Below are 26679 nucleotides of genomic sequence, written 5' to 3'. Positions count from 1 at the left end.
CCTGCCTCCTCAGCACGGCCCGTCGCCGACAATGCGGTAATCCGCGGCGCGCGCCTCGCAGGCATTGGGGAAGCTGCGCGTCTCGCCGTGGCGGCGGGCGCAGACCGGAGCGTATTCGCGGGTGCAGAACGTCTGCTGCTCACCGCCACCGCCGCTTTCGCGGCAAGGACCGTCGCGCACGATGCGGTAGCCGGCACGGTCGGCAAGGCAGGCATTGGCGAAGGTCTGGCGGTCGCCGCCACGCCGGGCGCAGACCGGCTCGTATTGCCTGGTGCAATATTGCGGTTCAGGGCGCGGCGGACGCGGGCGCGGCCCCGGCCCCTCATCGACGACAACAGTGCAGGCGGCAAGAAGTGCCGACAGGAACAGGATTGTAAAGATTTGCCGTGAAAAGACTGCCCCCAGAAACTTCATGATCATCTCCCTCGATATCCCCAGCCATGCATCTCGCTCAAGAGCGTGCAGTGTTCGCGGACAATGAAACCCGTTAAAAACAAAGCTTAAATCAGTTCCCTGCGGTGCGATCCTCGCCATTCCACTGCCAATTGCAACCCCCGCTCGCGGGAGCGGCGGGAAGATGACGGATGGACCTGCCGCGACGCCGGGCGGGTCGGCGGGCAATCATCGCCTCTGGCCCATGCGTGACCTGCTCTGTGGGCCGATGACCCCCTGGGCAACGAGGCCTATCTGCGGCCGGTCGACGCCTCGATTTGTCGATTCTTGCGTCGGGATGCGCCCCAATGTGGCCGCCCGCGGCGCTATCTTGCAACCTTCACGTTTCCGTGCGATAAATTCCGTGTTCGGGCATTTGCGACCCGGAGAGCGGAACGTTTTGGACGACCTTTCCCCGATACTGTGAATCTCTGACGGCCCCGTTTTCGGCGGGGGGTTTGACCATGCGCCAATGCATGACTGCCGAAGCAACCACCGGGAACTGCCCTCGACGCCAGGTGGCGGGCAGGACCACCAAAGACTGAACGGGTGAAGGAGTTTCCCCAATGGCCCAGACCGGCACCGTTAAATTCTTCAACGCGACCAAAGGCTTCGGTTTCATCACGCCCGACGGCGGCGCCAAGGACGTGTTCGTCCATATTTCCGCGATCGAGGCATCGGGCCTGCGCACGCTCGTCGATGGCCAGAAGGTCACCTTCGACGTCGAGCCGGACCGCATGGGCAAGGGCCCGAAGGCCGTTAATCTCCGCGCGGCCTGAGGCATCCGCGCTCCGCGCGTCCTCGGTGGCGTGCGAAGGAGGCTTCAGTCCCAAACGGCGGCTGGAGCACTGACGAATTCCGAAGGCGCGGCGATTTTCGTCGCGCCTTTATTCATGTCGGAACTTTTTTCATATCCGCTGCTTTTCCAAGGCACTGACGCTGCGTAAGTGCCCGCAAAACTTTCTCTTGCCGATGACGCTAAAATAAAGGACAAATTTCCTCTCGGGCATTTGCCGGCCCGAGACTGGAGTTTATGGGATCAAAGGAGCTTCCCATGCCGCAGACCGGCACCGTCAAATTCTTCAACCATGCCAAGGGCTTCGGCTTCATCACGCCGGACGATGGCGCGAAGGATGTCTTCGTCCACATTTCGGCCGTGCAGGCGTCGGGTCTTCCCGGTCTCGAAGATGGGCAGAAAGTAACTTTCGACACCGAGCCGGACAAGCGCGGCAAGGGACCCAAGGCCGTCAATCTGTCGGTCGGCTGAGCCGGCTTCAGACAAGGCAGGCCACCGGCGGCACTTCCGCTCATTGAGCGGCGTGCGATGTCTCGGCGCCTTTTTTAGATAGACATGTCGAAATCCGTTCAGCCCCCGTTCAGCCACGGTCGCATATTAGTCTTGGGTAAAGCCGGACCGCATCCCCTGCAAAACTGCAAGGCCCGGTACGAAGGAGACGCAAGATGAACCGAATTTTCAAGACTGCCGTGCTGTCCGCCGCCGTGGCCGCCACCATGCTTGTGGCCTTGCCCGCGGCCAACGCCGATGACTGGCGTCATCACCGCCACCACGGTAATGGCGATGCCATTGCCGCTGGCGTGCTTGGCCTCGCCGCCGGCGCGCTGATCGGTGGCGCGTTGGCCAATGATCAGCCCCCGCCCTACGCTGACCGCTACTATGATGACGGCTACGATCGTGACGTCGTGGTGCGCCCGGCCCCGGTCCGTCGCTATTACGCCGAGCCACAGGTCGTCTATGCCGATCGCTATGCCGAGCCGTGGACCCGTGGCTGGTACGAGTACTGCTCGGACCGCTACCGCACCTTCAATAGCCGCACCGGCACATTCACCGGCAATGACGGCGAGCAGCATTTCTGCACTGCCAATTGAGGCTTCCCTGCCCCAAAAAGCGCTGACCGCGAGGCCAGCGCTTTTTTATTTTATCGACAGCCTCGGGCCTTCACAGGCCGGCACTGCTCGATCCCGGAATTCAAGTCAGGAACGGATTGGTCCTTCGCTCATCGCCGAAACGGCTGCCAGGGCCGTGGCCGCAGATGAAGCCGATATCGTCTCCGAGCGGCAAAAGCTTTTCCTTGATCGAGGCGATCAGCGTCGCGTGGTCGCCGCCCGGCAGGTCGGTGCGGCCGACCGAGCCGCGAAACAGCACGTCGCCGACATGGGCGAACTTGGCCGCGCGGTTGTAGTAGACGACGTGGCCCGGCGCATGGCCGGGGCAATGCAGAACTTCGAAGACATGCGCGCCGAACGACACGGTCTCGCCTTCGGTGAGGAACCGGTCGGGCACGCAGTTGCGCGAGCCTGATAGGCCGTAGCGCCTGCCCTGGTTCTCCAGATTGTCGAGCAAGGCTTTGTCGGCTTCATGCGGGCCGATAATCTCGATACCGAGCGCTTCCTTCAGTTCCATGGCGCCGCCGGCATGGTCGATATGGCCATGGGTGATCCAGATTGCCCCGGCCGTGATCGCATTGTCCTTCAGCGCTGCCAGCACCTTGTCAATATCGCCACCCGGATCGACGACGACGCCATGCTTGTCGTCCATGTCGAACAGGATGGTGCAGTTCTGCTGAAACGGAGTGACCGGCACGATGCCTGCATTGAGCTGACCCATGATCGTCCTTTCGATGTTCACGGGTGATGTAGAGGCGCGGGCGAAACGCGTCCACCCCCCGAAAGACGAACAGTCAGTCATCCCATAAATGGAAATGGGCGGCCGAAGCCGCCCATCTGAACAACCTTGGACCGTCCAGGTCTACTTCTTCATGGCACCCATGACCGCACCGATGATGCCGGTCAGGATCGCGCCGCCGCCGGCACCACCGACGATGTTCTGCAGGTTGAGCGAACTGCCGAGGCCACTCGTTGCCGCGGCGGCCGCGGCCGGATCGATCCCGTGGCCGAGCAGGCTGCCCAGAATCGCCGCGCCGCCGACGCCGCCAATGGCTCCGCCCAGGATTTTGGGAAGCTGCCCCATCGCCGCCGTCTTGATTGCCGCGCCGACCGCCTGACCGCCGATGATGCCTGTAATGATCTGAACGATGATCGGAAGAAGCGTGTTCATGTCCATATGATGAGTCCCTCCATAGCTGCCAGCCTCCCGGGCCGACACGATCATGAGACGCCGAACTGGATGAAAGTCAAATGCAGAAACGCTTAAATAAAAGGGGCGGCTCGAAAACCGCCCCTGCTTGCGTGAAAAGCTGTGACTATCGTTATTCTGCGGCGATGGCGTGCTTGGGTTGAACCGCGGCAGAATAGTCGTTCATAAGGTTCTTGGCGATCTCGCCGACCTCGAATCGGTAAGGGCCGATCTCCGAAACCGGCGTTACTTCCGCTGCCGTCCCGGTCAGGAAGCATTGTTCGAAGCCTTCGAGTTCTTCCGGCAGGATGGCCCGTTCGATGACTTCCAGGCCGCGATCCCTGGCCAGCCCGATAACCGTGCGGCGGGTGATGCCGTCGAGGAAGCAGTCGGGCTTCGGCGTGTGAATCTTGCCGTCCTTGACGAAGAAGATGTTGGCGCCCGTAGCCTCCGCCACTTGCCCGCGCCAGTCTAGCATCATGGCGTCGGCATAGCCTTTCGCTTCGGCGGCGTGCTTGGACATGGTGCAGATCATGTAGAGGCCGGCGGCCTTCGACCGTGATGGCGCCGTACGCGGGTCGGGCCGGCGCCATTCGGCGATGTCGAGGCGGATGCCCTTCAGCTTCTGTGCCGGGTCGAAATAGCTCGGCCACTGCCAGATGGCGATGGCGCAGTTGATGCGGTTGTTCTGCGCCGAAACGCCCATCTGTTCGCTGCCGCGCCAAGCGATCGGCCTGACATACGCATCCTGGAAACCCTGCTTCTTCAACAACGTGGTCGAGGCGTCGTTGAGCTCGGCGACCGAATAGGGAATCTTGAAGCCGAGCAGGCGCGCCGACTCATGCAGGCGCTCAGTATGCTCGTTGAGCTTGAAGATCTCGCCGCCATAGGCGCGCTCACCCTCGAAGACCGCGCTGGCGTAGTGCAGACCGTGCGTCAGCACATGGACCTTGGCATCGCCCCATGGAACGAACTCGCCATTCATCCAGATGAAGCCGTCCAGTTGATCGAAGGGAACGGATGCCATGGTAACCTCCCGCGGGCCGCGGCCCGCATGTCCTTGTGTCGTTGCTTGTTCTTTTTGACCGCGCCGGATGATTGGCGACGCCGGCCGGGTTGCAAAGCGTAAGCGGATAATCGCGCTCTGGCAAACTCAGGAAGTTCCGGAAAAACCGGCCTGCCTTGCCTTTTCGTTCGCAATCCGCCCAAAAGCTTGTCAAAAATTACCATTGCGGGGAAATTACGTCAATAGTACTGACATAATCTCCCGTTCCCATGGAGAAATGATGACGGATCGAAGCTCAGCCGCCGGAAAACCGATCAGGACCGCGATGTCAGTCGAGGACGGCATCGACTTCGCCATCATCGAACTGTTTTTCTTCGCCTACCGCGACTTCACCTCCGATCCCGACCAGATCCTGGCCGACTATGGCTTCGGCCGTGCCCACCACCGGGTGCTGCATTTCGTCAACCGCCGGCCGGGACTGACGGTTGCCGAATTGCTCGACGTGCTGAAGATCACCAAGCAGAGCCTGGCGCGCGTGCTCAAGCAGCTGATCGACACCGACCATGTCGTGCAGTTGCAAGGTCCGCGCGACCGTCGCCAGCGCGAACTCTACCCGACGGCCAAGGGCCGCGCGCTGGCCTTGGCCCTGGCACGGCCACAGTCGCGCCGCATCCGTGCTGCATTGGAGGATTCCGGCGCCACCGAACGGACCTTGGTGGAACGCTTCCTCGAAGCGATGGTCAATCCGGAACTGAGAGATCAGATCGACGTTGGGTCCGCGAAAATGTCAGGGAAAAGCCATGGAGAGCACTGAGAGGGTCGATCAGGCAGCCGCACCGGACGATGACGCGCCGCATCTGCTCGTGGTCGATGACGACACCCGCATCCGTAATCTTCTCAAACAGTATCTGACGGAGAACGGCTTTCGCGTCACCGTCGCCGGCAACGCCGGCGAGGCCAGGCGCAAGCTCATCGGCCTCGATTTCGACCTCCTCGTGCTCGATGTCATGATGCCTGGCGAAAGCGGCGTCGACCTCACCAAATCGCTGCGCGCCGAAAAGAATGTGCCGATCCTGATGCTGACGGCGCTGTCGGAAACCGACAGCCGCATCTTGGGGCTCGAGGCCGGCGCCGACGACTATCTGCCCAAACCCTTCGACCCGCGCGAGCTGATCCTGCGCATCAACAACATCTTGCGCCGCGGCGGCCCGGCGACGACGCCCAAGGTCGAACAGCTGGTCTTCGGCCCCTACACCTTCCAGATCGCCAGGCGCGAACTGAAGCGTGGCGGCGAGGCGCTGAAGCTGACCGACCGCGAGCAGGAGATCCTGGCGATCTTTGCCGCGCGCGCCGGCGAGACCATACCGCGTCACGAGCTGGTCGGCGACGATTCGGAGGTCGGCGAGCGCACCATCGACGTCCAGATCAACCGGCTGCGCCGCAAGATCGAGCGCGATCCGTCCAACCCCGTCTGGCTGCAGACGGTGCGCGGTATTGGGTATCGGCTCAGCGTGGAATAGAGTAGCGGACGCGGCGCTAGAGCATGATCCCGAAAAGCGGGAACCGGCTTTCGAAAAAAGTCATGCTCCATCTAGTGCTGCGGACGAAATGAAAAGAGCCAATGGCGACCACGGAACTGGAACAGCCGGGAAATGACGGCTTGAGCGCACGCGCCACGCGAACGCTCAAGGCGGTGTCGCGCATCTGGAACCGATTCTGGCGCCTCGTTTCGCTCTATATGCCAAAGCGCCTCTATGCGCGCTCGCTGATCATCGTCATCGCCCCGATGATCCTTTTGCAATCGGTCGTCGCCTTCGTCTTCATGGAACGCCATTGGGCGACGGTGACGCAGCGCCTGTCGCAAGCCACCGTGCGCGACATCGCCGCCATCATCGACCTGATCGAGACCTACCCGCACGACGCCGACTACGCCAACATCATCCGCATCGCCCAGGACCGCATGCAGCTGAAGGTCGATCTGCTGCCGCCCGATCCCTTGCCGCCGCCCGGTCCAAAACCGTTCTTCTCGATCCTCGACGACGTTCTGTCTGCCGAGATCACCCGCCAGATCAACCGGCCTTTCTGGATCGACACGGTCGGCAATTCCAACATCGTCGAGGTGCGCGTCCAGCTCGAGAACAAGGTGCTGCGCGTCTTCGTACGCCGCAGTCAGGCCTATGCCTCGAACACCCACATCTTCCTGATCTGGATGGTCGGCACCTCGCTGGTGCTCCTGATGATCGCCATCCCTTTCCTGCGCAACCAGATCCGGCCGATCCTGACGCTGGCCGAGGCCGCCGAAAGCTTCGGCAAGGGCCGGCCGATGCCGCGCGATTTTCGCCCGCGCGGCGCCGAGGAGGTTCGCCGCGCCGGCTTTGCCTTCATCCAGATGCGCGAGCGCATCGAGCGCCAGATCGAACAGCGCACCGCCATGCTGACTGGCGTCAGCCATGATCTGCGAACCATCCTCACCCGCTTCAAGCTGCAGCTGGCGCTGGCCGGCGGCAAGACCGAGACCAAGGCGGCGCTGAACCAGGACATCGACGACATGCAGTCGATGCTCGAGGGATACCTCGCCTTTGCCCGCGGCGAGGCTTCGGAAGACCCGGGTCGTTTCGACCTCGAAGCATATTTCCAGAAGCTCAGTGAAGAAGCGGCCTTGCGCAAATGCAAGCTGTCGACGACGCTTTCCGGCGATCCTACCGTGCATGTCAGGCCGAACGCCTTCGCCCGGCTGCTGTCCAACGTCATCGGCAATGCCTTCCGCTACGCCAGGACGGTGGAGGTCAGCGCCAATCATGGCCGAGGATCGCTGGTGGTCACCGTCGACGATAACGGTCCCGGCATCCCGGACGACAAACGCGAGGATGTGTTCAAGCCGTTCGTGCGGCTCGACGAGGCCCGCAACCTCGATGCCAGCGGCACCGGGCTCGGCCTGTCGATCGCCCGCGACATCGCCCGCAGCCATGGCGGCGACATCACCCTCGACGACAGCCCGCTCGGTGGCCTGCGGGCCATCATCAAGGTTCCGGCCTAGGCAAGGCCAGATATCAAGCTTCATCCGCTCGTCATGAAATCATGGTGAAGAGCGCGCATGAAACGCGCGACTACAGTTGATTCGGCCTTGCCGCCTCACTTCGACGCCGTACCGGCGCGGGTGCGTTGGAGCGAAGCGAGGGCATCCGGCTGGTCGCCGTTCCGGCATCGTCTCAAGGCAACCGTCGACCTCCGGAGCAAAGGGCCGCCATGCGCATATTGATGGTCACCGACGCCTGGCGCCCGCAAGTCAATGGCGTCGTCCACACGCTGGAGCGGCTCACCGAAACGCTGAAATCCTTCGACGTCGCGGTGGACTTCCTGACCCCCAACATCTTTCGCACGCTGCCCCTGCCGACCTACCCCGACATCCGCCTGGCGCTGACCACGCCCGGCCATGTCGCGCGGCTGATCGACGGCTACAAGGCCGACCACGTCCACATCGTCACCGAAGGCCCGCTCGGCATCATGGCGCGGCGCTATTGCCGCAATGCCGGCCGGCCGTTCACCACCAGCTATCACACGCGCTTTCCCGAATATCTGAGCGCCCGCCTGCCGGTGCCGGAAAGCTGGGCCTATCGCTGGCTGCGCGATTTCCACAATTCCGGCCAGGGCACGCTGGTCGCCACCCAGTCGCTCGCCGACGATCTTTCGGCGCGTGGCTTCAACAAATTGCGGCCATGGACGCGCGGCGTCGACACCGACCATTTCCGCCCGGACAAGAGAAAGGACCTCGGCTTCCCCGGCCCGGTGTTCCTCTGTGTCGGCCGCGTCGCCATTGAAAAGAACCTTCCCGCCTTCCTCGACCTCGACCTTCCCGGCAGCAAGGTGATCGTCGGCGAAGGGCCCGAGCTTGCCAAGCTCAAGGCAAAATATCCCAAGGCGAATTTCCTCGGCCACCGTCCGAATGATGAACTGGCGGAGATCTATGCCTCGGCCGACGTCTTCGTCTTCCCCAGCCGCACCGACACGTTCGGCAACGTCATCATCGAGGCGCTGGCCAGCGGCACACCGGTCGCCGCCTATCCGGTGACCGGGCCGATCGACATTGTCGGCGACGGCTTTGGCGGCGCGGTCTCTAACGATTTGCGTGAGGCCTCTCTAACCGCCCTCAAGGTCGACCGCGCCGATGCCCGCGAACGCGCCATGCGCTACAGCTGGAAGGCTTGCGCCGAGATGTTTCTTGACACGGTCGAGGAGGCGCTTGGCAGGACGCGGAAGCTGGCGGCCTAACGCCTGGCGCGCAGGATGGCGGGCCTCCCTCCTTCGTCATCCACGGGCGGAGCGTCGGCGAAGCCGGCGCGCAGACCCGAGGATCCATTCCGTGACCTGCGAGCGGCTTCGCGGTGCAGAATCTGCGGACCGACCGCAAAGTCGTATATGCTTGTGAAGACGACCTTTCCGGATCGCCCCGTTCTTCGGCAGCTGTCGCGGCATGGATCCTCGGGTCTGCGCGCGCGCTCCGCGCCCGCTACGCCCGTGGATGACGAAAATTAAAACAATCTTCCGCCGTCCGGCACCTTGCGCTCGATGGCGCCGAGTACCACCGCGCCCTCCTCGTCGGGAAAGCCGAGCGTCAGCACTTCCGACATGAACGGCCCGATCTGGCGTGGCGGGAAATTGACCACCGCGAACACCTGCCGCCCGACCAGCGTCTCGGGCGCATAATATTTGGTAATCTGCGCCGACGATTTCTTGACGCCGATGTCGGGTCCGAAATCGATCTTCAACTTGAACGCAGGCTTGCGCGCTTCCGGGAAAGGCTCGGCCTCGACGATCGTGCCGGCGCGGATGTCGACACGATCGAAATCGGCAAAACTGATCTCGGGCTTACGCTCTTTGCTTGCACTCATTAGCGTACCGCTCAGGCGTTGCCGTAGGTCTCGAACAGCACGCCGGCCAGTGCATCCTTGGCCGAAGTTCCCGACCAGACGACGAACTGGAAAGCCTGGAAATAGCATTCGCAGGCTTCCAGCGCCGAGGACAAGAGTACCTCGACCTGCTGGCTCGACGGCTCGACCCCGCCGGCTAGAAGCAGCGACTGGCGGAACATGATCGCGCCTTCCTGCTCCCAGAGATCGAAATGCCCGAACAGCATCTGTTCGTTGATCAGCGACAACAGCCGCATCACTTCCAGCGCGCGCGTCTCCGGCACCTTGATGTCAAACGCGCAGGCCAGATGCAGCGCCTCGAAATCCTCCATCCAGGAGAAGGAGACGTGATAATCGGTCCAGCTACCGGCGACCGAGATCGAAATTTCGTCATCGCCGGCCCGTTCGAAGGACCAGTCATTGTTGTGAGCCACCTGCTCGATCACATCCACCGGATGGATTTCGCGGGAGAATTCGAGTTCGAGAAGTTCCATGGAATGCTTCCTGTCGTTCTGAGGAGCGCCGCCACACGCTCCGCGGGAGGGCACACACAACGAACAATCTGATCTAGAACTCGGACGGCCAGGACTTCCTTCGCGCAAAGACTACTTCTCGACGCAACGACCCCAGACCGGACCCCACCGCCCGGCCGCATGACCCTGCTCCGAATCATGCAACAAATTCAGTCTATTGATCGGGAGTCGCGTGAACAGCCCAATTTTTCGCACTGCGTCATTCGCATGTGGAAAGGCGCTGTCACAAAGATTCATGCAATGCCGTTAAGCGATTCACGACAAAGCGCTTTTCAGGCTTCGACTATGTGGAAAAGTTTAACTATTATTTTTTTGCGCGCGGCTTCGCCGCCGCCACTGGTGCGGTATCGCCGGCCAGTTCGGCGAGCTTGGCTTCGAGCGCTTCGATGCGGGCGGCAAGCCTGGCATTCTCGTCTCGGGCCTTGGCGGCCATTTCGCGCGCTGCCTCGAATTCCTCGCGCTGCACCACGTCCATCGAATTGAGGATGCGCTCCGCCTGCCCCTTGAAGGCGGTCTCCACCTCGCGGCGCACACCTTGCGCGGCACCGGCGGCGTCGGTCATCAGCTTGGCGAATTCATCGAGAATGCGGTTCGGTCCTGTCGACATGGCAAATCCTCGCTTGCTTGAAATGACGTAGTGGCGCTGCGCGCCGAATGCAAGAACGTTGAGGGCCTGGTGCGGCATCTGCGTTGCTATGGCGCACGGCTCGCAAAGCTATACTCGGGCGCGCCAAATCGCGTATTGTGTTTCGTCGCGTCTCGTGTCCCGGCACCAGTCGCCTCCAACCCAGGATCACTCAATGGCAACGCCTCCACGCCGACCGACAAATCCGTTCGCAGCCGCCGAAGCTGCCTTCAAGCCGGTCAAGAAACCGGCGGCAGCCCCGCCTCGCGGGCCTTCCACCGCGCCTGATGTCCGCGAGCTTGTCTCGATCCGGATCGACCGGGCCGTGCTCGACCACTTCCAGGAGGATGGCCCCGGCTGGCAGGACAGGATCAACGACGCATTGCGACAGTTGGTGGCCGCCAAGGGGTGAGTTCCCCCACGTCGCGACGGCTCGCGGCGAGGGTCCGTCGCGACACTTGACGGCAGTCAGCTTGCCTTGACCCTGCCAAAACCCTGCCGCATGGTCCGCGCGCAAAACGCGTTTCGCAACCGAGAGCTCCCCGTTGAACGAATATTTCCTGCTGCCGCTGGCCTCGCTGCCGTTTCCCAACATCAACCCGATCCTGATCCAGATCGGGCCGCTGGCGGTGCACTGGTACGGCGTCGGTTACATCGTCGGCATCCTGTTTGCCTGGTGGTATGCCAAGCGGCTCGCCGCCAATCCGAAATTGTGGCCCGACGGCGTCCTGCCGATGAAGCCGGAGGACCTCGACGATTTCATCGTCTGGGCGGCGATCGGCGTCGTGCTCGGCGGCCGCACCGGTTACGTGCTGTTCTATGACCTGCCGCGCTATATCCAGCATCCGCTCGACATCTTCGCCGTCTGGCAGGGCGGCATGTCGTTCCATGGCGGCCTGCTCGGCGTCATCCTCGCCATGACGCTGTTTTCCATCAAGCGCGGCATCCGCACCTGGTCGCTGTTCGATGTCGTGGCCGCCGGCGTGCCGGTTGGGCTCGGCCTGGTGCGCGTCGCCAATTTCATCAACTCGGAGCTTTGGGGCCGGCCGACCGACGTACCGTGGGCAATGGAATTCCCAAATGGCGGCCCGTTCACCCGCCATCCTAGCCAGCTCTACGAAGCGTTTCTCGAAGGCATCGTGCTGTTCCTCGTGCTGCGCATCCTCACCCATTCGCGCTTCAAGCTGAAGACACCGCGCTTCGTCGGCGGCGCCTTCATCTGCGGCTACGGCCTGTCGCGGATCTTTGTCGAATTCTTCCGCGAGCCTGACCAGCAACTCGGCTATCTCCTCGGCACCAACTGGCTGACCATGGGCATGATCCTGTCGACGCCGATGGTGCTGGCCGGAATCTGGGCGATGGCGACCGCCAAGCCGGTGACGCAAATGCAGCCGCGGGCGACATGACGCGGCTGAAGACCCGCATCGTCGACCTGATCGAGGCGCTTGGGCCGCTTCCCGTCAACGAATACATGGCGCTGTGCCTGTTCGATCCCGCCGACGGCTACTACACCACACGCGAGCCCTTTGGTGCGGCTGGCGACTTCGTCACCGCGCCGGAGATCAGCCAGATGTTCGGTGAACTCGTCGCCGTCTGGCTTTACCAGGCCTGGGCAGCGATTGGCCGGCCGATGCCGGTCACCGTCGCCGAGATCGGCCCCGGCCGCGGCACGTTGATGAAGGACATGCTGCGCACGTTGTCGCGGCTCGATCCTGACCTGGCCAACGGCGCCGCCTTCGTCATGGTCGAGACCAGCCCCCGCCTGGCCGAAATCCAGAAGCAGACGCTCGGCGCGACACCTTTTACGGTTCAATGGCACGAGACCATCGAGACCTTGCCCCATCAGCCGCTGCTCATCGTCGGCAACGAGTTGTTCGACGCCATCCCGATCCGCCAGTTCGTCCGCGCCGGCACCGGCTGGCGCGAGCGCATGGTCGGCCTCGACGACGACAACGCCCTTTCTTTCTTCGCCGGCGCCGGTTCGGTCGACGCAACGCTTCTGCCCGTCGACGCGGCCGAAGCGCCGCAAGGCGCGATCGTCGAGGTCGCGCCCGCCCGCACCGCCCTGATGGCGGCCATCGCCGAACGGATGGCCCGAAACGGTGGCGCCGGCCTGTTTCTCGACTATGGCCATCTGCAACCGGGGGTCGGCGACACGCTGCAGGCCTTGCGCCGGCACCATCACGAAGATGTGCTGGCCAATCCCGGCGAAGCCGACATCACCTCGCATGTCGATTTCGCCGCCCTTGCCGCGGTCGCGCGCGGGCATGGCCTCGACGTCCATCTGTCGACGCAAGGCTATTTCCTGCTCGGCATGGGCATTCTCGAGCGCGCCGGTCGGCTTGGCGCCGATGCCGGTCAGGCGGCTCGCGACGAGATATCATCTGCTGTCGAGCGGCTTGCCGGGCCGCAAGCCATGGGCGAGCTGTTCAAGGTGCTTGCCGTCATGCCGCGCTCCGTCTCCGTCAGGCCCTTTGCGACGGCGGATTGACTTTTCACCGCTGCCCCTCCCAATCTCCCGTCCGGTAAAAGAGCGGCCGGACCGCCGGCCGCTTTTTCTTGACGAAACCGCCCACACGGACAACAACGCCCGCATGCTCAATCAGACCAAACCGGATCCCGTTCGGTCGCCTCGGCTGGACAAGGCGCAGGCACAAGGCATCCGCCACGGCTATTTCACCCGCACGGGCGGCGTCTCGACCGGCATCTACCAGGGCCTCAACATCGGCACCGGGTCGGATGACGACAAGGCGCTGGTGGCCGAGAACCGCGCCCGTGTCGCCGCCTGGATGGGCGTGCCGGCGAACCACCTGTTGACCGCGTGGCAGATCCATTCGCCCGATGTCGTCATCGCCAGGGAGCCCTTTGCCGGCGAGCGGCCCAAGGCCGACGCCCTCGTCACCGACCGGCCGGGCATCGCCATCGGCGCCTCGACCGCCGATTGCGGCCCGGTTCTGTTCGCCGATGCCGGGGCGCGCATCATCGGCGCGGCGCATGCCGGCTGGAAAGGCGCCTTCACGGGCGTGCTGGAAAACACCATTGCCGCCATGGAAAGCCTTGGCGCCCGCCGCGAAAACATCGTCGCCGTGCTCGGCCCCTCGATCGGCCCCGACAATTACGAGGTCGGGCCGGAATTCGTCGCCCGCTTCGTCGAGGCCGACGCCGAAAACATCGGCTATTTCGCGCCTTCGGCAAAGGCCGGCCACGCCATGTTCGACCTCGTCAGTTACACGGTCGACCGTCTGGCCAGGGCCGGCGTGACCGCCGAGGGCCTCGGCCGCTGCACCTATGCCGAGGAAGATTTGTTTTACTCCTACCGGCGCACCACGCACCGCAAGGAGCCCGATTACGGCCGGCAGGTTTCGGCCATCGTTTTGGAGCATGAATAATGGCTTTGCATTTTGAACGATCGGAATTTGACGCGCGGCGCGACCGGCTGATGATCGAGATGGCCGAGAAGAAGCTCGACGCCATCCTGCTGTTCGCGCAGGAAAGCATGTACTGGCTGACCGGCTACGACACGTTCGGCTTCTGCTTCTTCCAGTGCCTGGTGGTGAAGGCCGACGGCTCAATGGTGCTTTTGACCCGCTCTGCCGACCTGCGCCAGGCGCGCCACACCTCGATCATCGACAACATCGTGCTGTGGACCGACCGCGACGGCGCCAACCCGGCGGTCGACCTGCGCAACCTGCTCAACGACCTCGACCTGCTCGGCGCCCGCATCGGCGTCGAATACGACACCCATGGCCTGACGGCCTATAATGGCCGCCGGCTGGACGAGCAGTTGCAGACCTTCGGCCAGATCGCCGACGCCTCCGGCATTGTCGGCCGGCTGCGCCTGTTCAAGAGCCCGGCCGAGGTCGCCAAGGCCGAGAAGGCCGCCAACCTCTCCGACGACGCGCTGGACGCCGCACTTCCGCTGATCAAGCAGGGTGGCGACGAAGCGCTGATCCTTGCCGCCATGCAAGGCGCGATCTTTGCCGGCGGCGGCGATTACCCGGCCAACGAGTTCATCATCGGCTCCGGGGTCGATGCGCTGCTCTGCCGTTACAAGGCCGGCCGCCGCAAGCTCACCAAGAACGACCAGCTGACGCTCGAATGGGCGGGTGTCTTCCATCATTACCATGCGCCGATGATGCGCACGGTGCTGACCGGCAAGGCGTCGAGGCGCCATCAGGAACTGTTCGACGCCGCGCGTGCCGCGCTGCTCGCGGTGGAGAAAGCGATGACGCCGGGCAATACATTCGGCGATGTCTTCGACGCGCACGCCCGCACCATGGAAGCGCACGGCCTGACCAAGCATCGGCTGAACGCCTGCGGCTATTCGGTCGGCGCGCGCTTCACGCCGTCCTGGATGGACATGCCGATGTTCTATCAGGGCAACCCCGAGCCGATCGCGCCCAACATGACGCTCTTCGCCCACATGATCATCATGGATTCCGAGACCGAGACGGCAATGACGCTTGGCCGCACCTACCTGACCACCGAATCCCAGCCGAAGCCGCTCTCCCGCCATGATCTCGACTTGATCGTGCAGTGAATCCATAATGGGAGGCGTTCTTCGCCAAGGAGTTAGAAGGCAAATGAGACGATCGCATGTGACGACCGTGTCATTGCTTGTGGCATTGGCTGTTGCTGCCTGCACCAACGCAAAGGACGTTCTCGAACCTTCCGCCATCACCCCGCCGGCGGCCTCCGCACAGACGACGGCGCCGGGCAGCACGGCGGCCACGGTTCCCGCAACGTCACCAGCGCCTGCCGCCACCACGGCTGGGGCGCCCGAAACCACCACCACGCCACTCACCTCGGCCCAGAGCGCTGCCGTCCTGTCCAAGACCCGGCTGCAGATTGCGCCGATCGTCGGCGCTTCGGTGGAGGCCGCGACACCGTTGACGGCGGAATTGCAGGCGCGCGCCAAGCAGCGCGGCATCACGCTGGCCGGCAGCCAGGACCAGACCGCTACCCATGTGCTGAAAGGCTACTTCTCGGCGATTTCGGAGGGCAAGGACACCACCGTCATCTATGTCTGGGACGTCTACGACCCCTCGGGCAACCGCCTGCACCGCATCAACGGCCAGATGAAGGCGCCGTCGGTTGGCAAAGGCGGGGGCGCCGACAGCTGGAAGGATGTCGCGCCGGCCACCATGCAGGCGATCGCCGACCAGACCATAGACCAGTTCGCGGCGTTTCTCGGCGGCAAGGCGGGCTAGCAAGGGGTGCTGGAGTGTTGCCTCTCGGCGATGGCACCAACCTTTCTTGAGTTTAGCCGGCGGATTCCCGATCTCGGCGCTTGCAATACCGGCGCGGGCCGCTAAAAGCCCGGTTAACGGGCGCAGGCGAGTCCGTGAGGTCTCGCCATCCTCCACCAGGAACGGTGCATGAAACTCTTCGCGGGCAATTCCAACAGGGTGCTGGCCGAAGCGGTCGCCCGCTATCTCAACATCCCGCTGGGCAAGGCCAGTGTCAGGCGCTTCGCCGACCAGGAAATCTTCGTCGAAATCCAGGAAAACGTGCGCGGCGAGGATGTTTTCATCCTGCAGTCGACGTCGTTCCCGACCAACGATCACCTGATGGAACTGCTCATCATGATCGACGCCTTCATGCGCTCCTCGGCCAAGCGCATCACCGCGGTGATTCCCTATTTCGGCTACGCCAGGCAGGACCGCCGGGCGTCGGGCCGCACGCCTATCTCGGCCAAGCTGGTCGCCAACATGATCACCCGCGCCGGCGTCGACCGGGTTCTGACGCTCGACCTGCATGCCGGCCAGATCCAGGGCTTCTTCGACATTCCGACCGACAATCTGTTCTCGGTGCCGGTGATGGCCCGCGACGTGAAGGCGAAGTACAAGCAGCTCGGCAACGTCGTGGTGGTGTCGCCCGACATTGGCGGCGTGGTGCGGGCGCGCGCGCTGGCCAAGCGCTTCGACGCACAGCTCGCCATCGTCGACAAACGCCGCGAGCGGCCAGGCGAATCGGAAGTCATGAACATCATCGGCGCGGTGGCCGGCAAGGATTGCCTGCTGATCGACGACATCGTCGATTCCGGCGGCACGCTGTGCAATGCCGCCGATGCGCTGTTGGCAAACGGTGCCACCAGCGTCACCGCCTATATCACCCATGGCGTGCTGTCGGGCGGCGCGGTCGCCCGCATCAGCGGCTCGAAGCTGCAGGAACTGGTGATCACCGATTCCATCCAGCCGACGCAAGGCGTGCTCGACGCCCCCAACATCCGCGTCATCTCGATCGCCGACCTGATGGGCGAGGCGATCTCGCGCACGGCGACCGAGGAATCGGTGTCGAGCCTTTTCGACTAACGCTCTAGAGCAATTCCAGGAAAAGTGTATAACGGTTTTCCGTCCGGAATTGCGTAAAAACAAAGCATTAGAGCGGTTCGGCTATTCCATCAAACGCTGAACCGCTCTAGGCCACCGGCCCCTCCAGCCGCGCTGGCACGCTGGGCCGACGAACACCTTCCCCGCGCATATAGCCGCGCGGCGAGGAGCCCAGCATGCGCTTGAACATGGTGATGAAGGCCGGCACGCTGTCATAGCCGAGATCGAGCGCCACCCTGGTGATCGGTTCGCCATCGGCGAGCCGCGGGAGTGCCGCGAACAGGCAGGCCTGCTGGCGCCATGTCGACAGCGACAGGCCGGTCTGGCGCTGGAAGGCGCGCGTGAAGGAGCGCCGGCTCATACCCGCGGCGTCGGCCCATTCGTCGATCGTCGCGTGCGGCGACGGTGCCGCGACAAAGCGCCGGCACAGCGCCGCCAGCCGCGGATCGGACGGGAACGGCAGGCCGAGCGGCCTCTCCGGCAAGGTCGGGATTTCATGCAGCAACAGGTTCATGATCAACCCGCCGCGCCCTTCCAACTCGCCGCCTTGCGGCAGTTTCTCCGATTCCACGATCAGGCTGTGCATCAGTTCGGTGATGCCGACCACACGCAAGCCATCCGGCAGCCCCGGGATCGCGCCCGGCATGACATAGACCGAGCGCATCGAGACATCGCCCAGCATCTCGACGGAATGTTCGATGCCGGCCGGAATCCACATCGCGTGGTCCGGCGGCACCATCCAGCGCCCGTGCCGCGTCGTCACCAGCACGACGCCGACCAGCGCATGCAGCAACTGGCTGCGGCTGTGGCGGTGTTGCGGCACGTGGTAGCCGTCGGGATATTCGGTCGGCAACGCCACCGCCGGCCCGGCGACCTCCTCCAGCCATTGCCAGCGGCTCTGGTGCAATTCGCCGAGATCGGCATTGCCGGCGCGGAAGATTTCCCTGCCATGTGGCATAGGCTATGGCCCACTTGCGAAACTATTGGACCAAACCACGAAAGAAGTCGCGCCGCAAGCGGCATATAAGGCAACCGTCCCTAAGGCGGCCGCAGCGGCGTCCGCCATCTGGCCTGCGGACGTACCCGCCAAAAAGACCACGGAGCCTGCCTTGACCGATACGACAGCCGCCAGTGTCGCGCCACCAGCGACCGCCAGTCACGCCTCAGCCCAGGCGACGGCCTTCACCGTCATCCTGGCTGTGAGCTTCTGCCACTGCATCAACGACATCATGCAGTCGCTGCTATCGGCCATCTATCCCTTGCTCAAACAGAATTACGGCCTCGATTTCTGGCAGATCGGCCTGCTGACCTTCACCTTCCAGGTGACGGCGTCGCTGCTGCAGCCGGTGATCGGCATTATCACCGACAAGCGGCCGATGCCCTATTCCCTGCCCTACGGCATGGCCTCGTCGCTGATCGGCCTGGTCGTGCTGGCCTATGCCGGTCACTACTATCTGTTGCTGCTCGGCGCCTCGCTGATCGGCATCGGCTCGGCGATCTTCCATCCGGAATCCTCGCGCATCGCCCGCTTCGCCTCCGGCGGCCGCTTCGGCCTGGCGCAGTCGCTGTTCCAGGTCGGCGGCAATTTCGGCCAATCCATGGGCCCGCTTCTGGCTGCCTTCATCGTCGTGCCTTTCGGCCAGACCAGCATCGCCTGGTTCGCCGTCGGCTCGCTGATCGGCATCTTCGTGCTGTGGCAGGTGGGCGGCTGGTACAGCCGGCTGCGCGCCGCGCAGGGCACCCGCAAAGCGGTAAGCTTCGTCTCGCCCTTCCCGCGCCGCAAGGTGATGAATGCATTGATCGTGCTGACCTTGCTGGTGCTGAGCAAGAACGCCTATATCGCCAGCCTCGCCAGCTACTACACCTTCTACTCCATCCATAAGTTCGGCGTGTCGGTGCAGATGAGCCAGGTGATGCTGTTCCTGTTCCTCGGCGCCTCGGCGCTCGGCATCCTGCTCGGCGGTCCGTTCGGCGACCGCTACGGGCAGAAGGCGATGATCTGGTTCTCGATCGTCGGCGTGCTGCCCTTCACGCTGGCGCTCCCCTACGCCAACCTGGAATGGACGATGGTGCTGACCGTCCTGATTGGCCTCATCCTGTCGTCGGCTTTCTCCAACATCGTCGTCTTTGCGCAGGAACTGGTGCCCGGCCGCGTCGGCATGATCGCCGGCATCTTCTTCGGCTTCGCCTTCGGCATGGGCGGCATTGCTGCGGCCGTGCTCGGCGTCGTCGCCGACATGAAGGGCATCGATTTCGTCTTCCAGATCTGCTCGTACCTGCCGTTCCTGGGCCTGTTGACGGTGTTCCTGCCCAACATGAAGGAAGCGCGCAAGGCCCAGGCAGCAGCCTGAACCCGGCAGATCTCAATCCAGATGAAAAGGCACCCGCCTGGCGGCGGGTGCCTTTGACATTTCAAAGAGAACTCAGGCCTTGAAGAAGGCCAGCAGGTCGGCGTTGATGGCATCGGCGTGGGTGGTCGCCATGCCGTGTGGAAAACCCTTGTAGATCTTGAGCTCGCCCTTCTTGAGCAGCTTGATCGACAGCAGCGCCGAGTCGGCGATCGGCACGATCTGGTCGTCGTCGCCATGCATGACCAGCACCGGCACGTCGATCGCCTTCAAATCCTCGGTGAAATCGGTTTCCGAGAAGGCCTTGATGCAATCATAGTGCGCCTTGGTGCCGCCCATCATGCCCTGGCGCCACCAATTGTCGACGACGCCTTGCGAGACCTCGGCGCCCGGACGGTTGAAGCCATAGAACGGGCCGGCCGGAACATCCCGGTAGAGCTGGGCGCGGTTGGCCGCGACGCCGGAACGGAAGCCGTCAAAGACTTCGATCGGCAGGCCGCCGGGATTGGCTGGGGTCTTGAGCATGATGGGCGGCACCGCCCCGATCAAAACCGCCTTGGCGACGCGGCCGCCCGAGCCGTCTTTGGCGACATAGCGCGCTACCTCGCCGCCGCCGGTCGAATGGCCGACATGGATGGCGTCCTTGAGGTCGAGATGTGCGACAAGCGCCGCGACGTCGGCGGCATAGGTGTCCATCTCGTTGCCGGTATCCGTCTGCGTCGAGCGCCCATGGCCGCGACGGTCATGGGCGACAACGCGGTAGCCCTGGGCCAGGAAGAACAGCATCTGGGCATCCCAGTCGTCGCTGCTCAACGGCCAGCCATGATGGAAGACGATGGGCTGCCCGGTTCCCCAGTCCTTGTAGTAGATTTGCGTGCCGTCCTTGGTGGTGATCGTGCCGCTGCCGGAGCCGGACTTTGTCTGCGAGGCCATCTCAATCTCCTATGATTGTTACCGCGATAATAAATATCACGACACTTATATCGCTAGCGCAGCTCCGAACCCTTGTCTACAAAAAATGTATCGCGATATTATTTTTCGTAGTATATGTTTCGTGATTAATCGGCAAAGGAATGCATCGTGCCTCTTCCGTTGGACAATCAGCTCTGCTTCACGCTCTACGCCACCTCGATGGCGATCAACCGCACCTACAAGCCGATGCTGGACGAGATGGGGATCACCTATCCGCAATATCTCGTGCTCAACGCGCTGGGTGAGGCCGACGGCATGTCGGTCGGCACCGTTGCGCACCGGCTTGCCCTGGAATCGAGCACCATCACACCGCTGGTGAAGCGCATGGAACAGGCCGGTCTTGTCACCCGCCAGCGCAGCCAGGCCGACGAGCGCCAGGTGCAGGTCGATCTGACCGCTGCCGGGCGCGCGCTGCTTGTCCAGTGCAACTGCCTGAACGAGACGTTGATCGAGCGCTCCGGCATGACGTTGGCTGAACTCGACGCGCTGAACCGGCAGATCCAGGCACTGCGCAATGCGCTCAATGGCAAACAATAGCCTGATCTCCATATGCCCGCCCGTGAAATGCCGGGCATCATCTGGGGGTAAGTCGTTGGCGGCGGCAATTATTCTTCGTTGATCGACGCGAATCTCCTAGCTTTGCCATCATGGACTCCCTCAACACAGCCTGTGTCCGTCCATTGCCGCGGCTGCCTGCCCTTCTCGTTGGAGAGGGTGAACGGCCTCGAGGGTTTGCACGATCAGCCCTGAAGGCAGCTGCAATGATGTCGGTTGCGGTGCTGGCCGGCTGTGCCGGGCCAGCGCCGATCGTCAACCCATCCGGAACGAGCCTTGCTTCTGCCGAGACAGCCTTCGCGTTCCCGCCTCCAGGTGGCCCCGCAATCACCGCCATTCTCGAGCGGCGCTTCACCAATGCCACCCAGCAGGACATCCTGCTTTCGACCTCGGCGCACACACCAGGCCAGAATACGCTGCGCGTGCAGTTGTTTGGACCGGTGGACACTTCGTTGGCTGGACAAGGCCGGCTTCGGGACGGATACTTGCCGATCGGCGACCTCGGCTCTGAAATGCGGCAGATGCTACCGGGTATTCGCATGCAGCGCTCGCCCTACTACGTCCAGAACAAATATGGCCCGTTCGGCTACGCCGTGGGCCGGGCGGCATCAGGTGACACCTGTCTCTATGGCTGGCAGCGCATCAGCTCGACCGGCGTGACGCAAACCTGGATCGGCAACAAGGGATCGGTCCAGGTGCGGTTGCGTCTGTGCGACCAGGGCGCGTCCGAGCAGAAGCTGCTCGACATCATGTATGGCTACACGATCACGTCCTACTTCAAGTCGCGCAACTGGAACCCTTATGGCGAGCCTGTCGCCCCCGACGAGTCCCTGGGCAAGCCGGGTCATCCCATCTACCCGGTCGGCGTCACGCGGTTTGAAACGGTGACGGCGCCGGCTTCGGCCAAGCCAGCACCTCGCATTGTCCGGCGGCGTGACGCGGCGGGGCAGCAGCCGGTGCAATCGCTGGCACAGCCTGTCGGACCGCTCGTGCCTGCCCCACCTGGAGGGCGGACGGCGCAAACGCTCCAGCCCGCTGCAAGTCAACCGGCCGCGACGGGCAATGCAGTGGTTGGCAGCGGCCCGATCACGATTGTTCCTTCGCCGCCTTGCGCGCAAACCAGCGCCGCAGCTGGCTGCGGCAAGCAGGAGGATACAGCTCGCTAACCATAGTTGCAGGCAAAACAGGTCACGGCCAGAAAACAGGACGATATTCCGTGTGCGACGTGATGTCGGAAACAGGCAGCGGCTATCCGATGATTTGACGGATCGCTTTCTGTCAGCCGGCTTCACGATATGACGACCTAAACCGGGCGGGGGTCGCGGAGGCGCATTGGATGCGGAAGTTGCTGATTGTAGTGCAATGGGCGCTGGCGTCGGTTTGCGTGATCACGCTCGTCACGCTGCCGATCAGCCTCGAAACGCAGCTGGTGGCCGGCATGTGTGTGCTCGTCGCCATGATGCTGCTCAAGCTCGTGCGCCCGGATGGTATCTGGCGGCTGGTCGCTCTTGCCTTCGGTACCGCCATCGTCATGCGTTACGTCTACTGGCGCACGACCAGCACGCTGCCGCCCTTCAACCAGCTGGAAAACTTCATTCCCGGTTTCATGCTCTATCTGGCCGAGATGTACAGCGTGATGATGCTGGCGCTCAGCCTGTTCGTGGTTGCCTTGCCGCTTCCCTCACGCCCCTCGCGAGCCAACTCCAACGACCGAATGCCGACGGTCGATGTGTTTATTCCGACCTACAATGAGGACCCCGAGCTTCTGGCCAACACCATGGCAGCAGCCAGAGGCATGGATTATCCGGCAGGCAAAGTGACCGTCTGGCTGCTCGACGATGGCGGCACGCTGCAGAAGCGCAACTCCGACAAGATCGTTGACGCCAACAACGCCGAGCGGCGCCACGCCCAGTTGCAGAAGCTGTGCGCCGATCTCGGCGTCAACTATCTGACGCGCGATCGCAATGAGCATGCCAAGGCCGGCAATCTCAACAACGGCCTGGCGCGGTCGGGCGGCGAATTGGTCGCCGTGTTCGACGCGGATCATGCCCCCGCCCGCGATTTCCTGAGGGAGACCGTTGGCTATTTCGACGAGGATCCACGGCTGTTCCTTGTCCAGACACCGCATTTCTTCCTCAATCCGGACCCGGTTGAGCGAAACCTGCGAACGTTCGAGAAGATGCCGTCCGAGAACGAGATGTTCTACGGCATCATCCAGCGTGGTCTCGACAAGTGGAATGCATCGTTCTTCTGCGGTTCGGCGGCGGTGCTGCGGCGCTCGGCGCTCGTGGAAACGAACGGGTTCAGCGGCGTCAGCATCACCGAGGATTGCGAAACGGCGATCGAACTGCATGCCCGCGGCTGGCACAGCGTCTATGTCGACAAGCCGCTGATCGCCGGGCTGCAGCCGGCGACCTTCGCCTCGTTCATCGGACAGCGCAGCCGCTGGGCGCAAGGCATGATGCAGATTCTGCGTTTTCGTTTCCCGCCATTGAAGCGCGGGCTCTCGGTTCCGCAACGCCTCTGCTACATGTCGTCGACGCTGTTCTGGCTGTTCCCGTTTCCGCGCGCGATATTCCTGGTCGCGCCGCTGTTCTACCTGTTCTTCGACCTGCAGATATTCACCGCTTCTGGCGGCGAGTTCATGGCGTACACGCTCACCTACATGATCGTGAACCTGATGATGCAGAACTATCTCTATGGCGCCTTCCGCTGGCCGTGGGTGTCGGAACTCTACGAATATGTGCAGACGGTGCATCTGCTGCCCGCGGTCATTTCCGTGATTCTCAATCCTCGCAAGCCGACCTTCAAGGTCACCGCCAAGGACGAGTCGATCGCCACGAGCAGGCTCTCCGAAATAGCAAGGCCGTTCTTCGTGATATTCGGGATTCTGCTGCTCGGCGTCGCCATGACCGTGTACAAGGTCTACGCAGAGCCGTTCAAGGCCGACGTCACGCTGGTCGTGGGCGGCTGGAATCTGCTCAACCTCATTATGGCGGGTTGCGCGCTCGGTGTCGTGTCGGAGCGCGGAGAGCGCGCCGCCACGCGACGCGTCAAGGTCTACCGACGCTGCGATTTTGAAATCAACGGCAAATGGCACCAAGGCACGATCGAGGACGTCTCGGCGCACGGCGCACGGATCACGGTCCTCGGTGCACAACTGGAGGATCTCGCCAAGGATGCAAGGGCGGGCATCCGCTTCAAGCTGTTCGCGGACGGCACGGAGGCGGTGCTGCCGGTCACCATCCGCAATTTCGAGCGAACATCGGATGGCATTGCCGTCGGTTGCCTCTACCAGGCGAGCGAAGCCGTTCACCACCGGCTGGTCGCCGACCTGATTTTCGCGAACTCCAAGCAATGGGAGCAGTTCCAGCTTTCGCGTCGCGGAAACCCCGGCCTGCTGCGAGGGACAGCCTGGTTTCTGCGCCTGGCGATTTTTCAGACATATCGGGGTCTGGTCTATTTCTGGCGCGACATGCGCGGCAGAACCTCCATGACCGCGGCGCAGCTTGCGGAGAAGCAGCGATGAGAGCCGGACTTGCAACGCTGACCCTGCTTCTACTGGCCGTCACGCCAGCGTGCCCGCAGGCAGGCGTGAGCCCGTTCGACATGTCCACGGAACGACCGGTGACAGCCGCCCCGGTCGCACCCCAACAAAAAAATAGTGCCACGCCCGCCCAGGCCGCTTCCGATGCCGGCAAAGCCGCCCGGCAAGCCCAGTCGCCGGCAAGGCGATATCTGGTACCGTTTTCGGAACTGGTATTGTCGGGCGAATATTCACGGCGCGCCTGGTCCGTTTTTCTCACGCCGGAACAGGCGGCCGCCGCGACCGATCTGCATCTGGGCTACCAGAATGCCGTTGTCGTCGCGCCTGAAGCATCGCGTCTCGAATTGTCCGTCAACGGCAGCAGTATCGTCGGTATACCGATCGCCTCTTCGGACAGGGCCTCCGAAATCTCCGTGCGCATTCCCGCCGGCGTGCTTCATGCCGGCCTGAACGACATCGTCATGTCGGCGATTCAGCGGCACCGCACGGACTGCACGATCGAGTCGACCTACGAACTGTGGACGCAGATCGACCCATCGCGGACGTTCTTCACGTTCGAAGGAAATCAGGCAGGACTTTGGAAAAGGGTCGAGGACCTTCGCGCCATCGGCGTGGACGAGACCGGAGAGACCAAGTTCAATCTCATCGTTCCGTCTATGGGGCAGGCTGCTTCCACCGCTCCGGTTGTGCGCCTGGGCGAAGCGCTGGCGCTGATGGCCAATATGCCGAACCAGGCCTTCGAGGTCAGCGAGACAGGCTCGAAGGCATCCGGTCCCGGCATGGCCAACATCGTCGTAGGCCCGGCGGCCGACCTGTCCAAGGTGCTGGCCTCCGTGCCGGCAAACGCTGAGGCCGGACCGATAGCCACACTGATCGATGACACCACCCTCGGTCCATCCACCCTGCTTGTCAGCGGCCCGAACTGGCAGGCGGTCAACCTGGCGATAGACGACATCGCCAAGCAGGTAGACCGCCCCGCGGGCAGCCTGCGCACCAGTCTTGCGACCCGGACATGGCGAACCCCCGACGTTCCCATGCTGCTCGATGCCAACACGTTGAAGTTCTCCGGCCTGGGCGTGAACACGCTTGAGTTTTCAGGACGCAGGGTCCGCACCGATTTTGCCGTGGGCGTGCCGTCGGACTTCTACGCTGAAGCCTATGGTCATGCGACCATCCTGCTGGATGCAGCCTATTCACAAGAGGTTCTGCCGGGCAGCCACATCGACGTCTATGTCAACGACAACATCGCTGCAACGGTGCCAATCACGACCGCCGGTGGTGAAATCCTTCGCCATCTGCCAATTAAGGTGACGATGCGTCATTTTAGGCCGGGCGACAACACGATCGCCATCGAAGCCGTGTTGCTGACCCGGGCCGACGCGGTCTGCGCTCCTGGCGCCGCGTCGTCCGACAGCAAGCGCTTCGCGCTTTTCGACAGCTCGGAATTCGTGATGCCGGATTTCGCCCGCATCGCCCGGACGCCCGACCTTGGCGCGATCAGCGGAACCGGCTTCCCGTATGGGAGGGCCCAGTACGCCTTGCCGTTGATCATGGACCGCGCCCAGCCGGAAATCGTTTCGGCCGGAGTGACGCTCATGGCGCGCATGTCGGTCGCGGCCGGGCGATTGATCGCGGTCGATTCCTCGACCGCTGCCAGTGCGGTCGCCGACCGGAACGCGCTGTTCATCAGCGCGATTTCCCAGGTCCCGCCCGCCGTTCTGGCCCAGGTAGGGATTTCGAGCGACAGCAGCTCGACCTGGGGCGAAACCGTTTCTTCCATCCGGCCAGACACCGAAACGACGTTCGACGAATGGCGCCAGCAACTGCGCGGCAGCGGTTGGCGCGGACAGATCAGCTCGTTCGAGGACTGGATGAGGCAGACCTTCAACATATCCGCGAGCTCGCTTCGTGTATTCCCCGGGCCAGTTGCACTGTACAAGCCACAAGGCAATGCCAGCCTCGTCGTTGCACAGGAAGCAAGCCCGACCGAGGGCGGGACCTGGACCGTCATCACCGCACCAAACGCGAGCGCGCTTCTGGATGGTGCGCGTGCCTTGACCGCCCAGGAGACCTGGCGCCAGCTTGGAGGGCATGTCACAACGGTCGAGACAGGTGGCGACAAGGTGCAAACGGTCCCCGTGACGCGTTTCGACTTTGTCGAGACGCAGCCCTTTTCCCTCGCGAACTACCGTCTCGTCGTCGCCAACTGGCTTTCCGCCAATGCGCTCTCCTACGCGGTCGTGCTGACCTTGTTCTCGATCTTGCTCGGCCTTGCGACGGCAGGACTGCTCGGCTCGTTGGGGCGACGAAAATGAGGCTGAGGGGGCG

The 26679-nt window shown here is 63.1% G+C and carries 28 protein-coding genes; 19 read left to right on the top strand and 9 right to left on the bottom strand.

All coding sequences use genetic code 11. The features are described 5' to 3' along the window. Nucleotides 1–9: 9 nt before the first annotated feature. Entirely contained in the window at nt 10–414 is a 405-nt protein-coding gene (locus EB233_RS11635) for a Kazal-type serine protease inhibitor family protein (RefSeq protein ID WP_064989738.1), read from the bottom strand. 584 nt (nt 415–998) lie between these two features. Here EB233_RS11635 and EB233_RS11630 point away from each other — a divergent pair. From EB233_RS11630 to EB233_RS11620, 3 genes are all read left to right on the top strand, one after another. Beyond that, nucleotides 999–1211 carry a cold-shock protein gene (locus tag EB233_RS11630; RefSeq protein ID WP_006202520.1) on the top strand — a complete coding sequence of 71 codons (213 nt, stop codon included), beginning with the start codon at nt 999–1001 and terminating at the stop codon, nt 1209–1211. A 275-nt stretch (nt 1212–1486) separates the two neighbouring features. Then, complete coding sequence (locus EB233_RS11625) at nt 1487–1699, top strand: cold-shock protein (protein WP_008877668.1); 213 nt, start codon at nt 1487–1489, stop codon at nt 1697–1699. 194 nt (nt 1700–1893) lie between these two features. Further along, on the top strand, nt 1894–2319 hold the full coding sequence (locus tag EB233_RS11620; protein WP_064989655.1) for a BA14K family protein: 426 nt from the start codon (nt 1894–1896) through the stop codon (nt 2317–2319). A 100-nt stretch (nt 2320–2419) separates the two neighbouring features. Here EB233_RS11620 and EB233_RS11615 read toward each other — a convergent pair whose 3' ends face one another. From EB233_RS11615 to EB233_RS11605, 3 genes are all read right to left on the bottom strand, one after another. After that, nucleotides 2420–3058: an MBL fold metallo-hydrolase gene (locus EB233_RS11615; protein WP_064989739.1), complete on the bottom strand. Its 639-nt coding sequence runs from the start codon at nt 3056–3058 to the stop codon at nt 2420–2422. Between the two features lie 141 nt (nt 3059–3199). After that, entirely contained in the window at nt 3200–3514 is a 315-nt protein-coding gene (locus EB233_RS11610; RefSeq protein WP_064989656.1) for a hypothetical protein, read from the bottom strand. A gap of 145 nt (nt 3515–3659) precedes the next feature. Next, nucleotides 3660–4553 (bottom strand): branched-chain amino acid aminotransferase, encoded by an 894-nt coding sequence (locus tag EB233_RS11605; RefSeq protein ID WP_027055060.1) that lies wholly within the window; start codon nt 4551–4553, stop codon nt 3660–3662. A 259-nt stretch (nt 4554–4812) separates the two neighbouring features. Here EB233_RS11605 and EB233_RS11600 point away from each other — a divergent pair, with 259 nt between their 5' ends. The 4 genes from EB233_RS11600 (at nt 4813) to EB233_RS11585 (ending at nt 8801) form a co-directional block, all read left to right on the top strand. Beyond that, nucleotides 4813–5346, top strand: coding sequence for a MarR family winged helix-turn-helix transcriptional regulator (locus EB233_RS11600; protein WP_064989740.1), 534 nt, complete (start codon nt 4813–4815; stop codon nt 5344–5346). Further along, nucleotides 5333–6052 carry a response regulator gene (locus EB233_RS11595; RefSeq protein ID WP_064989657.1) on the top strand — a complete coding sequence of 240 codons (720 nt, stop codon included), beginning with the start codon at nt 5333–5335 and terminating at the stop codon, nt 6050–6052. The genes EB233_RS11600 and EB233_RS11595 overlap by 14 nt, the downstream gene beginning before the upstream one ends. Nucleotides 6053–6153: 101 nt before the next feature. Further along, nucleotides 6154–7569: an ATP-binding protein gene (locus tag EB233_RS11590; RefSeq protein ID WP_081294080.1), complete on the top strand. Its 1416-nt coding sequence runs from the start codon at nt 6154–6156 to the stop codon at nt 7567–7569. 209 nt (nt 7570–7778) lie between these two features. Next, complete coding sequence (locus tag EB233_RS11585) at nt 7779–8801, top strand: glycosyltransferase family 4 protein (protein WP_064989658.1); 1023 nt, start codon at nt 7779–7781, stop codon at nt 8799–8801. 260 nt (nt 8802–9061) lie between these two features. On the opposite strand, the gene EB233_RS11580 is transcribed toward EB233_RS11585, so the two are convergent. From EB233_RS11580 to EB233_RS11570, 3 genes are all read right to left on the bottom strand, one after another. Next, nucleotides 9062–9421 carry a tRNA-binding protein gene (locus tag EB233_RS11580; RefSeq protein ID WP_027055366.1) on the bottom strand — a complete coding sequence of 120 codons (360 nt, stop codon included), beginning with the start codon at nt 9419–9421 and terminating at the stop codon, nt 9062–9064. 11 nt (nt 9422–9432) lie between these two features. Next, nucleotides 9433–9933 (bottom strand): type III secretion system chaperone family protein, encoded by a 501-nt coding sequence (locus EB233_RS11575; protein ID WP_013893499.1) that lies wholly within the window; start codon nt 9931–9933, stop codon nt 9433–9435. A gap of 343 nt (nt 9934–10276) precedes the next feature. Beyond that, a complete protein-coding gene (locus EB233_RS11570; RefSeq protein ID WP_064989742.1) occupies nt 10277–10579 on the bottom strand; it encodes an accessory factor UbiK family protein in 303 nt (100 codons plus the stop codon). 193 nt (nt 10580–10772) lie between these two features. On the opposite strand from EB233_RS11570, the gene EB233_RS11565 reads away from it, so the two are divergent. From EB233_RS11565 to EB233_RS11535, 7 genes are all read left to right on the top strand, one after another. Beyond that, the gene (locus EB233_RS11565; protein ID WP_027055369.1) at nt 10773–11009 is read left to right on the top strand and encodes a BrnA antitoxin family protein; all 237 of its coding nucleotides are present in this window, start codon (nt 10773–10775) and stop codon (nt 11007–11009) included. Nucleotides 11010–11142: 133 nt separating this feature from the next. Continuing rightward, complete coding sequence (lgt, locus tag EB233_RS11560; RefSeq protein ID WP_081294081.1) at nt 11143–12003, top strand: prolipoprotein diacylglyceryl transferase; 861 nt, start codon at nt 11143–11145, stop codon at nt 12001–12003. Then, nucleotides 12000–13088 carry a class I SAM-dependent methyltransferase gene (locus EB233_RS11555; RefSeq protein WP_064989659.1) on the top strand — a complete coding sequence of 363 codons (1089 nt, stop codon included), beginning with the start codon at nt 12000–12002 and terminating at the stop codon, nt 13086–13088. Before lgt ends, EB233_RS11555 begins: the two co-directional genes overlap by 4 nt. 103 nt (nt 13089–13191) lie before the next feature. After that, nucleotides 13192–13986, top strand: coding sequence for a peptidoglycan editing factor PgeF (pgeF, locus tag EB233_RS11550; RefSeq protein ID WP_064989660.1), 795 nt, complete (start codon nt 13192–13194; stop codon nt 13984–13986). After that, nucleotides 13986–15137, top strand: coding sequence for a M24 family metallopeptidase (locus tag EB233_RS11545; RefSeq protein ID WP_064989661.1), 1152 nt, complete (start codon nt 13986–13988; stop codon nt 15135–15137). The genes pgeF and EB233_RS11545 overlap by 1 nt, the downstream gene beginning before the upstream one ends. Before the next feature lie 43 nt (nt 15138–15180). Then, nucleotides 15181–15807: a hypothetical protein gene (locus EB233_RS11540; RefSeq protein WP_064989662.1), complete on the top strand. Its 627-nt coding sequence runs from the start codon at nt 15181–15183 to the stop codon at nt 15805–15807. Nucleotides 15808–15975: 168 nt separating this feature from the next. Beyond that, nucleotides 15976–16911 (top strand): ribose-phosphate pyrophosphokinase, encoded by a 936-nt coding sequence (locus EB233_RS11535; RefSeq protein WP_019860650.1) that lies wholly within the window; start codon nt 15976–15978, stop codon nt 16909–16911. A gap of 106 nt (nt 16912–17017) precedes the next feature. On the opposite strand, the gene EB233_RS11530 is transcribed toward EB233_RS11535, so the two are convergent. Then, on the bottom strand, nt 17018–17887 hold the full coding sequence (locus tag EB233_RS11530) for an AraC family transcriptional regulator (protein ID WP_064989663.1): 870 nt from the start codon (nt 17885–17887) through the stop codon (nt 17018–17020). A 151-nt stretch (nt 17888–18038) separates the two neighbouring features. Here EB233_RS11530 and EB233_RS11525 point away from each other — a divergent pair, with 151 nt between their 5' ends. After that, nucleotides 18039–19280, top strand: coding sequence for an MFS transporter (locus tag EB233_RS11525; RefSeq protein WP_064989744.1), 1242 nt, complete (start codon nt 18039–18041; stop codon nt 19278–19280). Between the two features lie 72 nt (nt 19281–19352). On the opposite strand, the gene EB233_RS11520 is transcribed toward EB233_RS11525, so the two are convergent. After that, the gene (locus tag EB233_RS11520) at nt 19353–20210 is read right to left on the bottom strand and encodes an alpha/beta fold hydrolase (RefSeq protein ID WP_064989664.1); all 858 of its coding nucleotides are present in this window, start codon (nt 20208–20210) and stop codon (nt 19353–19355) included. 147 nt (nt 20211–20357) lie between these two features. Between EB233_RS11520 and EB233_RS11515 the strand changes: the two genes are divergently transcribed. The 4 genes from EB233_RS11515 (at nt 20358) to EB233_RS31785 (ending at nt 26666) form a co-directional block, all read left to right on the top strand. Next, the gene (locus EB233_RS11515) at nt 20358–20786 is read left to right on the top strand and encodes a MarR family winged helix-turn-helix transcriptional regulator (RefSeq protein WP_064989665.1); all 429 of its coding nucleotides are present in this window, start codon (nt 20358–20360) and stop codon (nt 20784–20786) included. 224 nt (nt 20787–21010) lie between these two features. Further along, nucleotides 21011–21970, top strand: coding sequence for a cellulose biosynthesis protein BcsN (gene bcsN, locus EB233_RS11510; protein WP_064989666.1), 960 nt, complete (start codon nt 21011–21013; stop codon nt 21968–21970). A 170-nt stretch (nt 21971–22140) separates the two neighbouring features. Next, the gene (gene bcsA, locus EB233_RS11505) at nt 22141–24333 is read left to right on the top strand and encodes a UDP-forming cellulose synthase catalytic subunit (protein WP_064989667.1); all 2193 of its coding nucleotides are present in this window, start codon (nt 22141–22143) and stop codon (nt 24331–24333) included. Next, nucleotides 24330–26666 (top strand): cellulose biosynthesis cyclic di-GMP-binding regulatory protein BcsB, encoded by a 2337-nt coding sequence (locus EB233_RS31785; protein WP_064989668.1) that lies wholly within the window; start codon nt 24330–24332, stop codon nt 26664–26666. The genes bcsA and EB233_RS31785 overlap by 4 nt, the downstream gene beginning before the upstream one ends. Nucleotides 26667–26679 lie beyond the last annotated feature (13 nt).

It is taken from the genome of Mesorhizobium erdmanii, assembly GCF_013170725.1.
Lineage (GTDB): Bacteria > Pseudomonadota > Alphaproteobacteria > Rhizobiales > Rhizobiaceae > Mesorhizobium > Mesorhizobium erdmanii.
This window is presented reverse-complemented; position numbering and strand designations above follow the sequence as displayed.